Source organism: Soonwooa purpurea (assembly GCF_053891095.1).
Genome location: NZ_JBSSMA010000010.1, coordinates 13,600 through 29,773 on the forward strand (window position 1 = coordinate 13,600; position 16,174 = coordinate 29,773).

The 16,174-nt window shown below is 36.6% G+C and carries 12 protein-coding genes; 4 read left to right on the forward strand and 8 right to left on the reverse strand.

From position 1 onward, the window contains the following. Positions 1–3: 3 nt before the first annotated feature. The 5 genes from trmB to ACVFVN_RS10160 all read right to left on the reverse strand — a co-directional run bounded on the left by trmB (position 4) and on the right by ACVFVN_RS10160 (position 9,997). Complete coding sequence (gene trmB, locus ACVFVN_RS10140) at positions 4–681, reverse strand: tRNA (guanosine(46)-N7)-methyltransferase TrmB (protein ID WP_456235160.1); 678 nt, start codon at positions 679–681, stop codon at positions 4–6. Positions 682–745: 64 nt separating this feature from the next. Further along, entirely contained in the window at positions 746–1,537 is a 792-nt protein-coding gene (locus ACVFVN_RS10145; RefSeq protein ID WP_456235161.1) for a hypothetical protein, read from the reverse strand. 129 nt (positions 1,538–1,666) lie between these two features. Next, the gene (locus ACVFVN_RS10150; RefSeq protein WP_456235162.1) at positions 1,667–5,890 is read right to left on the reverse strand and encodes a T9SS type B sorting domain-containing protein; all 4,224 of its coding nucleotides are present in this window, start codon (positions 5,888–5,890) and stop codon (positions 1,667–1,669) included. 370 nt (positions 5,891–6,260) lie between these two features. After that, positions 6,261–8,639, reverse strand: a complete 2,379-nt coding sequence (locus ACVFVN_RS10155; protein ID WP_456235163.1) for a choice-of-anchor L domain-containing protein — start codon at positions 8,637–8,639, stop codon at positions 6,261–6,263. Between the two features lie 152 nt (positions 8,640–8,791). Next, entirely contained in the window at positions 8,792–9,997 is a 1,206-nt protein-coding gene (locus tag ACVFVN_RS10160; RefSeq protein ID WP_456235164.1) for an aminotransferase class I/II-fold pyridoxal phosphate-dependent enzyme, read from the reverse strand. Between the two features lie 148 nt (positions 9,998–10,145). Here ACVFVN_RS10160 and ACVFVN_RS10165 point away from each other — a divergent pair, with 148 nt between their 5' ends. After that, a complete protein-coding gene (locus ACVFVN_RS10165; RefSeq protein ID WP_165136332.1) occupies positions 10,146–10,604 on the forward strand; it encodes an Lrp/AsnC family transcriptional regulator in 459 nt (152 codons plus the stop codon). Positions 10,605–10,660: 56 nt separating this feature from the next. Here ACVFVN_RS10165 and tsf read toward each other — a convergent pair whose 3' ends face one another. Beyond that, on the reverse strand, positions 10,661–11,482 hold the full coding sequence (gene tsf / locus ACVFVN_RS10170; RefSeq protein ID WP_456235165.1) for a translation elongation factor Ts: 822 nt from the start codon (positions 11,480–11,482) through the stop codon (positions 10,661–10,663). Positions 11,483–11,614: 132 nt separating this feature from the next. Here tsf and ACVFVN_RS10175 point away from each other — a divergent pair, with 132 nt between their 5' ends. Next, positions 11,615–12,178, forward strand: a complete 564-nt coding sequence (locus tag ACVFVN_RS10175; protein WP_456235166.1) for a DUF6759 domain-containing protein — start codon at positions 11,615–11,617, stop codon at positions 12,176–12,178. 73 nt (positions 12,179–12,251) lie between these two features. On the opposite strand, the gene ACVFVN_RS10180 is transcribed toward ACVFVN_RS10175, so the two are convergent. Together ACVFVN_RS10180 and gltX are read right to left on the reverse strand one after the other, a co-directional pair. After that, entirely contained in the window at positions 12,252–13,208 is a 957-nt protein-coding gene (locus ACVFVN_RS10180; RefSeq protein WP_165136341.1) for an acetyl-CoA carboxylase carboxyltransferase subunit alpha, read from the reverse strand. A gap of 71 nt (positions 13,209–13,279) precedes the next feature. Then, the gene (gene gltX, locus ACVFVN_RS10185; protein WP_456235167.1) at positions 13,280–14,791 is read right to left on the reverse strand and encodes a glutamate--tRNA ligase; all 1,512 of its coding nucleotides are present in this window, start codon (positions 14,789–14,791) and stop codon (positions 13,280–13,282) included. A gap of 69 nt (positions 14,792–14,860) precedes the next feature. On the opposite strand from gltX, the gene ACVFVN_RS10190 reads away from it, so the two are divergent. Next, entirely contained in the window at positions 14,861–15,799 is a 939-nt protein-coding gene (locus ACVFVN_RS10190) for a glycosyl transferase family 90 (protein ID WP_456235168.1), read from the forward strand. A gap of 21 nt (positions 15,800–15,820) precedes the next feature. Beyond that, positions 15,821–16,162 carry a phosphomannose isomerase type II C-terminal cupin domain gene (locus ACVFVN_RS10195; protein WP_456235252.1) on the forward strand — a complete coding sequence of 114 codons (342 nt, stop codon included), beginning with the start codon at positions 15,821–15,823 and terminating at the stop codon, positions 16,160–16,162. Positions 16,163–16,174 lie beyond the last annotated feature (12 nt).

Genomic DNA, 16,174 nt, shown 5'->3' on the forward strand with positions numbered 1-16,174 from the left:
AAATTATTTAATCTGAAATCTTATATAAGTAATTGTTTTTCCTTTTGCTGAGAACAGTTGTTCGTAATAAGTTTGTATTTCTCTTAAAAGAGGGGTTTCGGGATCGTATTCTGGTGCACCATAAATGTCGTGGTGTGCGGTAATGATGTTGTGTCCCGCGCCTTGCAGATAGCCTAAGGTATAGCCGTGTAAAAACTCGGAATCTGTTTTTAGATGCACCATGCCATCTTTTTTCATGATTTTTTTATAACGCGCTAGGAAGTCTGGATGTGTCAGGCGGTGTTTTGTTCTTTTGTATTTAATCTGTGGATCTGGAAAAGTAATCCAAATTTCATCCACTTCATTTTCCGCAAAAAAATGCTCTATTAGCTCGATTTGTGTTCTAAGGAAGGCCACATTATCCATTCCCAAAGTATGGGCTTCTTTAGCACCAAACCAAAAACGTGCGCCTTTGATATCAATACCGATAAAGTTTTTTTCTGGAAAAGCTTTGGCCAGTCCAACGCTGTATTCTCCTTTTCCGCAACCAAGTTCTAATACAATTGGTTTTTCATTTTTAAAAACATCTTTTCTCCAATTCCCTTTTAGTGGATAATTATTAAGCGCCTCTTCACGGGTTGGCTGAAAAACGTTTGGTAATAGTTTGTTTTCTTCGAATCTTGCAATTTTATTCTTCCCCATTATTCTATTTAATGAGTGCAAAAATACAAATTTTAATCACAAATATTATGTTAAAATTTTCTTGTTATGGTGTGGCATCGGCTAAATGCGAATTTCTTAAACGTTTTTGATAAACAGGAAGATAACGCTCGATATAAGGTTTTACAGCTTCGTAATTTCCGGCCTCTGTCAAGTAAGAAATATTGTCCGAACTATAGATGAATTGGAGAAAGTTGGGGATGAATTCTTTTGGAATTTTTAAACGTACAAAATACTCGTCACCAAAATATTTCTGAATGCCTCCAATACTTGTTTGCATCTTTTCGTAGTCGTAAAGTCTTTTTTTCTTTTTGGCTTCGCCCGATAACATATCATAAAGACTAGAAATGCTTAGGCTGTAGCCACCATCGCGGAAGCCCAAAAGTTGATCTTGTGGCGAGGTGCCGTCACCTTTCGGCGCTGGCAGGCCGATTACTTTTCTTAGCTCATAAGATTTGTCAGTGCTTTTCAGGCTGGTAACATCTTTGCGAAGATTTCCACTGGCTTTGAAAGCCGAAACAACCACTTCCTGGATTTCGTAATAGGCAATACTCAATTCAACGAAATTTTTACTCAGTGACAGAATTTCATTTGTTAACTTAATATCCTTACGATCCGTAATAATCGAGGTAAATCTGATAACATCACCACTTTTGGCAGGAATACTAAAATTTCCGTTATAATCTGCCAATACCGTTTTTTGGGTAGTAAGATTGGTCACATAAAACTGATTGAGAAACAAGTTGGAACGGTCTCTCAAATAGATTTCGCCATTGTAGTTTTGTGCTTGTACCATAAAGCCAAAGAGCACAATAAAAAGTGTAAATAGTTGTTTCATTTCGTGAAGCAAAAGTATTGAGAATTTTCGCGAGTTAATACTTTTAAGATAAAGAAAAAGGGTTAAAATTTTTATAAACTTTAACCCCAATTTGTTAATTAATTATAATTAAATATTTAGTGATAGATTTTAATTGTTTTTTAACAAGATCCAACCTTTTTGTTGCGAAGGGATTTCGGCGCCCAATTCTTTCCATTCCATAATGTACCAATAGGTGTCACTTGGTAAAGGTTTTCCGTTAAGCTTACCATCCCAGATAAAATCTTTCTTATCTGCCGCGTCATAAACTTTCTTGCCGAATCTATCTATGACAATGAATTTAGCATCAATTTTTGATTGTAAATCCGAATAATCCACAACATCATTTTTGCCATCATTATTCGGGGTAATCGTGTTAAGAATTTTGATGATACTGAATTGCATCTCCGTTGGCTTACAATTGCTATCAGTCATAACACGTGCGGTATGAAGTCCTGGTTTAACATCTGTAAAGATAAAGTTGGGACCGAATGATCCATTGTCCAATGCGTATTGATAAGGTTGTTTTCCACCTTCGGCTTTTATAGTAACGGTTGAACCTTCAACAATAATAGCTGTGATTTTTGCCGATTCGACTTCTGTTACTTTCACGAATTGTTTATGAGTGCAGCCATTTTGAGCGGTTAGTATAACAAAATAATTGCCTATTGGCGTATCATAAGCTATGTCGGTACTTATAGCTTTGGTTGGGTCGTTTTCGTTATACCAAACCACTTTTCCTGTAAATTCTGCTTCAACTTCCAGTCTTGCTGTTGTGCCATTACAGGTTTCTTTATCTTCTAAAATCAGAGAAGCAGCCGGAATATTGATGTTAAGTTTTAGTTCAGCTAGACTTGGGCAAAGTCCAACACCAGAAATTCGCAGATAGTAGGTTTTTGAATTTGTAAATGTTAAATCAGCGTTGGTAACCACATCGTTGCCATTTTGTGCACCCGATTTAGAATTGTGATATGTAATGTTTAGGCCAGCGTCATTCGTGAAATTATTGCGGTAATTGTCAAGATTTTGAACCGTGAATTTCCCTCCTAAGTCACCGCATTCTGCAAGTGTTACTTTTTCTTTTAATACCTGCACTTTATGACCAACTTTTAAAGTTATCATCGCTGAAATTGGTGCGCAATAATTTGGTGTTACTTTTACCCAAACAGGCGTATCTACTGCAAATGACCAATTGTCCGTTGTTATTAAATCCGTCATGGCAGCATTTTTATAATATTTTGCTGCAGAATACAAAGCGCTGTTTTGTAATATTATAGGGGTAACATCTGTTGAGAATTTGACTTCTGCCTTTCCATCGAGGTTGTTATCGCAAAATGTAGTTGTTAATGCGGTAGGATCTATAACTGGTGCTGGTTCTCCTTTAACTTCGACAATGGACGATGTCGTTGTACATGGCGAAGCCGAAGATTTTACGATAACAAAATATTTTCCTGGTTTTACATCGATGTATCGGCTGTTGATAATTGGTGTTGTGTGGTCATTATCATTATACCATTCCCAAGAGGTGTATGCACTTCCTGCGTCTAGACGTTGTGTGGCAACACCATCATCACAAATAGTGTAAGGCGAATTTGGGAAAGTAGGCGCTGGTGGACTTAGTTTGTTTAATTCCAGTTTGAATATTCTAGCGCAATAAGCGGTATTTGAAATTCGGAGGTAGAATGTATTATTTCCATTGTTGATACTCACATTGCTAGGATTGGTGATTGTTGTGCCATTGGTTCCATTTTGGGCATCTGTAAGCGATTTATAATACGTTGCAACAAGATTTGTTTCATTAGTGAATTTTCCTAAATAATCGAATAGATTGACATCGTTACATACATTTTCGGTATAGCTAGCTGTTCCTGTTCTGTCAGGTATTACAGCGCCAATTTTTAGTTCAACTTCTTTGATGACAATAGGACAGCTTCCAGATTCTACACGCACCCAAATTTTGTTAGTACTTGTTGTAAATATATAAGGAGTGTTCTTAGGAATTGTATTCGCAGGAGTTGGCGCGTTGGCATCAGCCTGTGTTTTAAAATAAGTAACGGTAAAACCAGCTACGTTAATGCCTGTTGTTACATCGTTAAGGTCGGCTTGGTAGTTGTTATCGATTTTTCCGTCTTCCTCGTCACAATGTTGTTTGGTATAGTTTTCAGGTTTTACGTCTGGCGCGTTTAGAATGTTTAAAGTCACTTTTTTAATGGTATGACAGTTTAAGGTGTTTTCAATTCTTGCATAGACGATTGTCCCTGTAGGCGCAGCATAAGACGTTGGGATTTGCTCTGCCGTATCTTGGGTTTCTGCTCCTAGTTGTGTTTTGTAATAGGTTACACTTCTAAAATTCGCTATAGACGTATAATTTGTCTGTGTTAAGTCAAATGTTGCTGTAGAGCCTGTAGAACACTCGTTGATGCTTTCGTCATTTGCAATAACTCGATTGATGCTAATTGTAGCTCTCGCCGATTCACGATCGGGGATACTGCCATCTCCAGAAAAAGAATATTTGAAGGTATCTATTCCAGTTGCACCTGGGTTGGGCTTGTATATTATACTTTTTCCATCAGCAGCAACAGTAGCTGAGCCTTGTGTTGGCTCTTCGTCTATCTTAATAGGAGGGAGAAGGTTTTGTGTGCTGAGTACAAATTTTGGCGTCACGGTTAGATCATCGCAAATGTCATAATTATAATTTGTAAGTGTTGTACAATTATAAAATTTTAAGTCTTGTGTTTGTTCTGGTGCACAGTTTCCTTGTTTTATTCTAACAGCATAGATACCCGCTTGTTGCGGTTCATAGGTATTTGTGTTATTAACGCCAGGAGCAGGTACATATGTATTGCCCGTTTTTATAAGCCACTCGTAACTTGCAAAGCCTTCTGTAATTTCTAATACAACACCAGGAAGGCAATCCCCATTTTTCGGTACAATTAAAGGGATTTTAGAAAATCCAGCAAAGTATCCTCCATAACCTACAGCATTACTACCGCCTGATAACCCAGCAGTTACAGCTTTGTCGGACTCGATTGTAACATTGCCTGTAATATTGGGAATAGAATAGGTTACCCACTTTTTTTCAGGAGTAGCATTGTCATATGGCCCATATAGAGCGTTGGGTGTGGCACCATTAACTTTAACAATAGCACCTTTTTCTGTAATGATATTGAGTTTGGTCAAATAAGATGTGTTACCAATTTGGTTAATGTCGGATATTTCATCAATTTTTGTAGGGAGATAGCAGCTTAACGGCGGTATATAATTCATTCCTCCTGTTGCTAAAGCAGATGTACTACCAGCATTCTCTTCCACACCACCCATAAGTTGGTAGACGTAGGCATTTTCTGTTGTTTTGATGTGAAGGTTGTAATGGCCGTTGCCTTGATGTTGGTAATGACTTTCAGGAACTAAAAAATATTCACCTGGATTCACAAGTGTTTTGATAGGTGAAGATGCTCCATTCACGTATATGGATGTATTAGGTTTGGTGGCGACTACTAATGCACGTTCCATTTGGTTACCTATTTTACCAAAACCTTTTACAAGTATAAATTCGTTTCCTAGTTTATCTACAGGGACAGATTGATCCATTAATATGTCCGAGCCATCGAGGAGAACTGCATTGTCCGAGTGTTGTCCGTTAAAGTTACCGTTGGTCACAGAAATAGGTTTGTCAGATACAATGTGTGCCCCTATAAAACCGCTACGATTGGTGGGGTTAAAAGCTCTACCATCGATAATATATGACTCTCCTTTATTAAGATTAACTGTGAAGGAGCTGTGTTTATTACCATCCGTAAATATCAGATTTTTGTCATAACCGTCTACTGTTACCGTAGTATTATTCTCTGTGGCAATGAAGCTTGTCATAAAACCAATATTCAGACTTGTATAGGTGTTGGGTGCCATTGCGGTATAGAATTCTGTCCCAAGACCTGCGGAACCTTTTGACGTGATAATCTCAGCATGGTTAGTAACACCAAAACGAAGATTAGCAAAAAAAGGATAATCACCTTTTACAAATAGTCCCATAGTTCCTACTGTAAAAATTTTTTCTATGTCTTCTTCATTTACAATTATATAATCTCTGTTGGTAATACGGATTTTGGCAGGGCTTCCTTTTCTAATTGTAGCCTGATAGATTACTCTGTTATTATTGTATACGCTAACGACAAATGGTGTTGTAACATTAGTTGAAAGATGTAAGTATTGTTGTTCTGCTCCCTTATTGCCTTGCCCGTCATACATTGGTGCAAACCAGTGTTCTGTATCTAGTTGCGAAAAATATTGGCTAAAGAAAAACAAAAATATAAACGCTGATAAAATTCTTTTCATTAATAAATTACTTAGGTTAACAAATGTAACGATTAATTCGCAAAAGTATTTTGAACAAAGGCATAGTTTAACAATCCGGCAGGCTTTTGTTATCCCATGATTCCTTATTTTAAAACTAAGGAAAGCAAATAGGTCAAAATAACAAGCTTGTTATGAGCTAATAGCAAGCTTGTCATCGGGTGATAGCAAGCTTGTCGTCGGGTGATAGCAAGCTTGCTATTTTTTAGCCTTTGGGAAGTCGCTCTAGAAGGGCGTTGCAGAGGACGGCTTTTCGAAAAAAAAAAGATGTTTTTTACCGGTGTTTTGTAATGTCCCAGTCCTTCTGTTTTTTTAAGATGGATTTAAAATTAAATTAAATAATAGACCGTTTCTAATAATTTTTCAGAAGAATCCAGCTTTTTATTTGCTGCATTTTTCCAGAAGTCGGTTCGATCCACTCGGCAACGTACCAATAGCTTCCTGTAGAGAGAACGCGCCCATTGAGCTTACCATCCCAGATGAAGCTGTTGCCTGTGTTGCCTTCAAAGACAAGTTTTCCCAGACGGTCGTAGATTTTGAGACGGCTATCCGTTTTGTTTAACAATTCGGAAAGGTTAATAACATCGTTGATGCCATCGGCATTTGGGCTAATAACATTTGGGATATTAATAAGGCTAAAATCTCTAGAAACCGCATCACAATTGTCGTTGGATTTTACATAAATAGTGTGATTGCCAAGTGTTACATTTTTGAAAACATGAGACGACTGGAAGGCCGAAGCTGCGTCGTCATCCAAAGCATATTGATAAGGCGCAGTGCCGCCGATTGCCGTCACCGTCACCGTGGAACCAGAAATATCAATGGCATCGATACTGGCTGTTGGCGCTTCTTTAACTTCTACAGTTTGGGTGTAGTAGCAACCGTTATAGCCTAGTTTTACGGTGTATTGGCCCGCTGGAACATTTTGAATGCTTTGCGTAGTGGCATTATTAAAACTCCACTCATACGAGGTGAAAGCGCCTAGGCCAGTAATGGGATCTTTTCCTGTACCAGCATCTAACTCTGGATAGGTTGCGTTTTTGCAAACCGTGACTTCTTTTGGAAGTGTGGTAGAGGCTTTGGGTTGTTTAAGATTAAAGCTAATGGGCGCTACGTTGTCACAAAGTCCAGATTGATGAAATCTTACATAATATGTCTGGCTTGGTTGTGTAATATCCACTTCCACCACCGAAGCTATTGCATTCTGCCTTTTACCAGCATCAGCAAAATTTTTATAATAAGTTGGCTGACCCGTGTATCCGGGAATCAAAATGTTAAGATAGTCGGTAAGGTCAATTTTGGTTTTTCCGTCAAGGTCATTGTCGCATATCTCAATAGGCGGAAGAGTCTGATAGTTGCTTTTACTGTTTTGGTTAAAAGTAATCTTTTGCAAAGTTGGCGTACAGCTTCCTGGTTTTATCCATATATAAACATCTTGCGCGGCTGTATTGAATTTAATGCTGTTAATTGCTTGTGAAAAATCGGGATTATTAATATTTGACGGTGGGTTTTTGAAATATTTGACATTATAGCTTTCGGACATATTGGTTATAATCTGTTGAGAGTATGCCGCGAAATAAACTTCTGCCATACCATCCAAATCATCATCACAAATATTATTAAAAGTAGTGTTTCCTATTGTAGGTAAAATTTGTTGTTCTATTGTAATGTTGCCCATCAGCTTGCATCCACTAGCGAGTTCCACTTCTACTTCGTAGTATCCCGGTTGGTTGTAGTTAACAATATATGTTGGTTGATTTTGTGCGGACGCTATGATAACGCCATCTTTTTTCCAAGTATAAGCCACTGCCGTACCTTGTGCAACAGTTGGGGTAGCGTCTATTGTATGGCTAGCGTTGGTACAAAGTGCGGTACCATTTTCTAAGCTTAAATCAGGGCCAAGGTCTTTGTTGCCTACAAAACTTCCAGCTTTTAAGAAAACAGCCGAGTCGTAAAGGCCGTTGCCTTGGTCTGCAATAACCAGTTTGATGCGATAAGTTGCGCCAGGTATTACATCGGTTGTGGCGGTTAATATTTTGGTTTCCCCATTGAAGTTGTTTGGGCTGTTTCCATAGTTGTATTGTCCAAAATATTGATCGTTAATGGCAGGGCAGCTTTCTCCGCCACCCCGTACGGTATTCGATTTTATGGGGATGTTTGTGCCTGGGATTACAGCCAGATTTTTGTAATCTGTATCGCCGACTTTCTTTATTAAAAAAGCAAATCCATCCGTATAATTACAGCTTCCACTGTCTATTGTTCTTAAATATTGTTCGGATAAGAACATGTATTCAAAAAAAATCTTAGAGCTATTACTAGACACAAAATCAAATTCTAAAACCGTTGCGTTGTATGATGTGTTACCAATGCTTAAAGCATGTTCTAGGTCTGGGTCGCCACTCCAGCCAGCGTCTGTATTGCTTTGTAAGCTGTTGTTGGGGCCCATAGCAGATTTTGCTTTTCCAGTAGAAAGAATGATGCCTTCGTCTATTGCAAAATTGCTCGTAGCTTTATTAAAAACCCCATAGCTAAGGTCATTTCCTCCGAAGTTATGTCCAGTTACGTTAATGTTGCTAATGCTGATACAAGTGTTATTGGCTCCCAAAAATTTATCGACCAATTGTTGTGCATTGTAATTGGTGTCAACGCTTATGTACTGAGCTTTTCCTAAAGAATTGGTAAACACAAAACTTAAAATGAAAATAAATTTGAATACTAGATTGTTACACATTTTTTCTCAGAATTTTGGTCTGTAAAATAAGGGCTACAAAATTACAATTTTAAAATCGTTAATTAAGTTTTAGAATTAAAATAAGCCTAAGACAAAAAAACCCCAAGCTTTAAAAAAACTTGAGATTCCAATAAAAAAATATATGAGAATGATTAATTGATCACTTTGGCTTGGATAAGACAGGCGCGCATTTTTTCGTAAGTGCGTTGGATATCGTTGTCCAATCCAATAGAAAAACGAATGAGTCCATCTGATAATCCCATGCTTTTTCTTTCATCTTCTGGTATTTCTGATGATGTTGAAGATCCCGATGCCGAGAATAATGTTTTATAAAAGCCAAGACTCACAGCTAGGTAACCAAGATTTTCGTTTTGCATTGTTTCCATGACTTCATTGGCTTTTTCGACTGTACCAACATCCAGTGTTAATAGTCCGCCATAGCCATATTCTTCGCGCATCATACTTTTGTAAAGTGCATGGTCTTTATGAGATGCAAGACCTGGATATTTTACTGTAAGATCATCTTTTTCGAACATTTCGGCCAAGTATTTAGCATTATGGCTGTGTTGCTTCATTCGGATGTGCAGCGTTCTTAGGTTTTTAAGAATATTAGCTGCGCGAAGGCTGTCCATTGTTGGGCCAAGTAGCATGCAGGCACCAGAATTCACGTTTTTAAGATCATTAATAAATTCCTGACTTGCACAGACAACGCCGCCCACAGTGTCGCTGCTTCCGTTTATAAATTTTGTTAAACTGTGGATAACAACATCTGCACCCAAAGCTATTGGTGAAATACAAAGTGGTGAAAATGTATTATCAACGATGAGTTTAATATTGTGTTTTTTTGCAATCTTCGATAGAGCAGCAATATCGGCAACTTCCAAAAGTGGATTGCTAACAGATTCGCAATACAAAACTTTGGTGTTTTCAGAAATCGACGCTTCGACTAGCTCTAGATTTGTAATATCTACAAAACTGGTTTTAATGTTATAGTCGGGAAGGAAATTTTTTAAAAATGCATAAGTTCCACCGTAGATGGTTCTGCTGGAAACGATGTGGTCGCCACTTTTACAAAGCTGCATTAATGTTGAGGTAATTGCGCCCATGCCCGATGCGGTAACATTGGCGGCTTCGGTAGCTTCCATCTGTGCAAGGGCTTCTCCAAGATACAAATTGCTAGGAGAGGAGTGTCGCGAGTATAGATAACAGCCATCGGTATTGCCCTCAAAAGTGTCGAACATTGTTTTGGCTGATAAAAAGGTGTAGGTAGAACTGTCCGATATGGAAGGGTTAACACCTCCGAATTCTCCGAAATATTGTAAATCCTGAATATTGTTGGCTGGATCAAATTGTTTCATGTAATTGTTTTTATTTACAAATATTGCAGAAAGTCTTATTTATTACAAGAATGAAACTTATATTTAGATAATATTAAATAGTTTAGGTTTAATTATAGAAAATTTTGTTTAGATTTGATTTAAAATCAAGTTTTAAGTTGAATATTTTATGAACCTAGATGATACTGATAAAAAGTTGTTGATGCTACTGCAAGAAGATGCAAAAATGACTACTAAAGAAATTGCTAACCAACTGAATTTATCTGCAACAGCCGTATATGAGAGAATTCGTAAGTTGGAGAAAAACAAAATTATCCGCAAATATGTTGCTTTGATTGATAAAGAAAAAGTGAACCGTGATTTTGTGGTGCTTTGTCATATCAAACTGATTCAGCATAAAAAAGAATATGTACAGGATTTTGAAAAAGAAATTATGGATTTGCCAGAAGTTATGGATTGTTTCCATGTGAGTGGCGATTATGATTATATTTTGAAAATCGGTGTGGCTAATATTAAAGACTACCGAAGTTTTGTGGTCAACAAGTTAACATCGCTAAAACATATCGGAAGCTCGCATAGTGCTTTTGTAATTGGTGAAGTCAAATCCACGACGGCGGTTTCTATTTAAATAAAAAAAACCAGTCGCATGACTGGTTTTTTTATGATGTATAATTTTTATAAAAATTATAAGCTAACTCTTGCAAATCCTGCAACTTTAAGGTCAGCATTCACAGATTTTACATAATCTGAAACTGACATTCCACCGTCTTTAATGAAAGCTTGGTGTACCAAAGTGTTGTCTTTGTAGAATTTCTGCATTTTACCTTTAAGGATATTATCGATAATGTTAGCAGGTTTACCTTCTTTAGTTAAGATATCTCTTTCGATTTCCAATTCTTTATCGATGGTTTCTTGAGACACTTGAGTTTCGTCAAGAGCGATAGGGTTCATCGCAGCAACTTGCATAGAAACAGCTTTAGCAGCTTCTTCAGCACCATCTACTTTATTAGAAAGCGCAGTGATAGCAGCGATTTTGTTACCAGCGTGGATGTAAGCTCCTACGAAAGGTCCTTCGATTCTTTCGAAAGCACCGATCTCAATTTTTTCACCGATAACACCAGTTTGTTCGATTAGTTTATCAGCAACTGTAATACCGTGGAAATCAGAAGCTAATAATTCTTCTTTAGAACCAGCTGTGATAGCCATTTCAGCTAATTCGTAAGCTAGCTCTACGAAAGCTTCGTTTTTAGCAACAAAGTCAGTCTCACAGTTAAGAGAAATAATAGCACCTAATGTGTTATCTTCGTTAACTCTTGCGATAACAGCACCTTCAGTCGACTCTCTGTCAGCTCTGTTAGCTGCAACTTTTTGTCCTTTTTTTCTTAAGATTTCGATGGCTTTTTCGAAGTCACCTTCTGCTTCTACTAATGCTTTTTTGCAGTCCATCATACCTGCTCCTGTTGTGTTTCTTAGCTTTGCTACGTCTGCTGCTACTGGTGTGTACATATTTGTAATGATTTTTATTTAAAAAAAAGTGATATATTAGATCGTTTTTTAGCTTGGCAAAGATAATAAATTATACACAAACTAAAAAGATAGATTCTACGTTAAATAATTGTAAATGTAATTTTGTGACTTATGAAGAATTTAGTTTTACTAACTATGCTACTGATATCGGGATTATATGCTGCACAAGTAAGTGTTTTTGCAGCACAGAGTTCTAACGATCCTAAAGTTGTGCAAGCTTTTATTGCTGCCAATCCCAAACATCCGAAAGTGCCAGAGCTTAAAAAGAAACTATCAACGATGAGTTATACTGTTACAACTTCTGGAAGTGGAAATGATGCCGAGGCCAAACCGAAAGTGTCTAAACTAACGGCTAGTAAAGTTGAAAAAAATATTAATAAATCTAAAACTTCGGAAAATGCTGAAAAAACTGCAGCCATATTAACTAACCTTTTTAATGATAATAGAAATTCTAAAGAAGCGGTCTTACAAATTGTCAATCGTTCCGCTTGTGAGTTGGTGATAAAAGTAAGTGGTAAGAAAAAATTCTATAACCTCAGTGTGCCTTCCAAAAATCAGAATTACATATTAATCGAAAAAGGAACTTATAATTTGACAACCTCTATTTGCGGTGCTTCTTATACCTCTAATAAAAGTATAAATGCCAGTACCATTATTACTTTAGGAAACAAATAAAAAATATTTTATAGAAATAACAAGGGCGACATCGTAGATGTCGCCCTTTATTATTTTTAAATCATAAAGAAAGTTATCCTTTATATTGTCCCATGTCGATAAACTTCTCTTGGCGATCTTTCATTAGACGTTCTCCAGATTGTTTTGACAAAGCTTTAATATCTTTTAAGATGGTTTCTTTTACGTTTTTATAAGTTTCTTTTGGATCATAATGTGCACCTCCCAATGGTTCTGGGATAATGGCGTCAATTAATTTTTCCTTTAACATATCCTGCGCTGTTAGTTTCATCGTTGCAGCAGCAGTTTCTTTGTATTCCCAACTTCTCCACAAGATGGCCGAACAGTTTTCAGGCGAAATTACAGAATACCAAGTGTTTTCTAACATATAAACTTTGTTGCCAACACCAATTCCTAGTGCGCCACCAGAAGCTCCTTCACCGATGATAATGGTGATAATAGGTGTTTTCATTTGGCACATTTCCAAAATGTTTTGGGCAATAGCTTGGCCTTGTCCGCGTTCTTCAGCTTCCAGTCCAGGATATGCACCTGGCGTATCCACTAAGGTTACAATAGGAATGTTGAATTTCTCTGCTAGTTTCATTAAACGTAAAGCTTTGCGGTAACCTTCAGGGTTAGACATCCCAAAACGACGATGTTGTCTTTCTTTGGTTGTTCTACCTTTTTGAGTTCCGATAATCATGACACTTTCGCCGTTTATTTTGATAAGTCCGCCAATCATCGCTGGGTCATCACCAAAATTACGGTCGCCGTGTAACTCTACAAAGCTATCTTCGTCTGCCAAACCTTTGATGTAGTCTAATGTGTAAGGTCTGTCAGGATGACGGGATAACTGTACACGTTGCCAAGGGCTTAGGTTGCCGTATATTTTTTTCTTAGTATCAAGAATTTTATCTTCAATCTTTTTACAAGATTCTTTAACATCTACGCCACTTTCTTCACCTACTAGAGCGCATTTGTCATATTGCTCCATAAGATCTTTAATAGGCTGTTCAAAATCTAAATATTCCATTGTTCGTAAGGATTCAAGCTTCAAAAATAATGTTTTTTTACAACATCTAATTTTTTAAGAATCGAAATTTATTATTTTATGCTAGAAATAGCATGTTTAATTCGGTTAATACTTTCTTCTTTTCCAAGGATTGAAAGGATGTCCGGAACATCTGGACCTTTAAGTTCTCCAACCAAAGATAATCGCAAAGGCATCATCACTTTACCCATTCCTAATTCTTTAGTTTCAGCAAAATCATGAATGGCTTGCTTTAAAGCTTCTGGATTGAAATCTGAGTTTTGAAGTTGCTCTGCAAAAGCCGACATAAGCTCCGCTGTTTGGTCATTCCAAGCTTTTTTGCTGGCTTTTTCATCATAAGCTGTTGGCGCTTCAAAGAAAAACTTGCTGTCGTTGTAAATGTCTTTAATAAAACTTGCTCTTTCTTTCATTAGAGAAACGATTTTTAATAAAGTATCATCATTCAAATTTGAGTTTTTAACTTCTTCTAATTCTTTGAATAAGCTTAAAACCTCTTCATCAGATTTCTTTAATAAATATTCATGATTAAACCAAACTGCTTTTTCTGGATTAAATCTTGCGCCCGCTTTATGAACTTTATTTAAATCAAATTCAGAAATCATATCTTCCATTGAGATGATTTCTCTATCATTGGCAGGTGACCAACCAAGAAGTGCCACCATATTGATAAATGCATCTGGGAAATAACCAGACTCTTTGTAGCCTTTCCAAACATCGCCACTTTCAGGATCTTTGAAATCCATTGGGAAAACAGGGAATCCAAATTTAGCACCATCTCTTTTACTTAATTTTCCTTTACCTTCTGGTTTTAAAATTAATGAAAGGTGCGCAAATTCTGGCGCTTCCCAGCCCATTGCTTCGTATAGTAAAACGTGCAAAGCCATAGATGGCAGCCACTCTTCACCACGGATAACATGGGAAATTTTCATCTCATGGTCATCAATAATATTCGCGAAATGGTAGGTTGGCATTCCGTCATTTTTTACTAAAACTTTATCGTCTAAAGTATCTGTGTTAACGCTAAAATTACCACGGATGATGTCTTGCATGTTCATCTGGCGACCAACTGGCATTTTGAATCTCACCACATAAGGCGTGCCGTCTGCTTTTAGTTTTTCCACTTCTTCTGGAGAAAGTGTCAAACTATTCTTCATACGATTTCTGGTGAAATTGTTGTATGCGAAAACTTCTCCTTTAGTTTCAAATTCACTGCGAATAGCATCCAGTTCTTCTGGTGTGTCAAAAGCGATGTAGGCATAATCCGTTTTTAAAATTTGCTCGGTATATTTATCGTAAATATCGCGTCTTTCAGATTGTCTGTAAGGTCCGTAAGGTCCTCCATGAATGGGGCTTTCGTCTGGAATAAGACCGCACCATTCCAAAGATTTCATGATGTAATCTTCGGCACCTTCCACGTATCTTGCGGTGTCGGTATCTTCGATTCTTAATACAAAATCACCACCATGATGTTTTGCAAAAAGATAGTCATATAATGCTGTTCTTACGCCACCAAGGTGTAAAGCTCCTGTCGGACTTGGTGCAAAACGAACACGTACTTTTTCCATATTCCAAATTTAGAGTGCAAATTTAAGAAATTTGAAGTGATTTTCTTAAATTTGATTAAGTTTGTATTGATGACAAAAGTAGATAAGCAAAATAAATTATTATTTTATATTAAAGGCTATTCCCATAGGTTTTCGCCAAAACAAAATCTTGAGAAAAAGATTAATAGTCTGAGAAAATCTTTATCGAAACAAGATTTGGATGCAGCGGAATATCGTGTTGACTACTATAATAAGTTGAATCAGTCTCAAAAAGTTGATCATTTTGGAACAAAAATCAAAGATTTGCTCCATCCCAAAACGCCTAAATCTTATTATTTTGATACCTATGAATATGCAAAATATTTTGATAAAGACTTATTAATCGATTATGAGTTTGGGGATGTCAATACAATTTTGCCTTTTCCGATGATTACAAAAAGTCGCCCTATATATGGTGATAATCAAAATAATATTCTTCTTAATCTGGATAAAGCCAGACATTTTGTATCAGTTGAGGATAATAAAAGATTTGAAGATAAGAGAAATAGGCTGATAGGGAGAGCTGCAGTACATCAGCAGCATCGTGCTGATTTTTTCAATCAATATTTTGATAATCCATTATGCGAGCTGGGACAAGTTAATAAACATGGAGGTGATCCCAAATGGATTAAACCGAAAATTTCGATTGATGAGCATTTGAAATACAAGTTTATTTTAAGTCTTGAAGGTAATGATGTGGCAACAAATCTCAAATGGATTATGTCATCGAATTCTATTGCTGTTGCGCCATCTTTGAAGATGGAAACTTGGTATATGGAAGGAACTTTGGTTCCGAATCAACATTATATACAAATCGCCGAAGATTATTCAGATTTAGAAGAACGGTTAGAATATTTTACTGAAAATAGTTCTGAAGCTTTGTCTATAATAGAAGAAGCGAAGAAATATCGATCAAATTTTAATAACAAAAAATTAGAAGATTTAATATCTTTGTTGGTTCTTAAAAAATATTTTGACTTAGTCAGTTAATTAAAAATACTTTATTTTATGTTGGAAATTGGAGAAAGACCTTGGGGAAAATACTATGTATTGGCAGACGAACCACATTATAAACTGAAACGGATCGAGGTTAATCCTGGTCAAAAATTATCTTACCAATACCATCATAAACGAAAAGAACAATGGACGATTATAGAAGGCAATGCCATTGTAATTCTCGATGATAAAGAAATTAATTTGTCTTATGGAGAAAGTGTTTCTATACCATTAGGAGCCAAACATAGAATAATGAATCTTACCGATAAACCTGTTATTTTTATAGAAGTGCAAACAGGAACTTACTTTGGTGAAGATGATATTGTGAGATTGGAGGATGAATATGATAGAAAGTAAAAAATCACATTA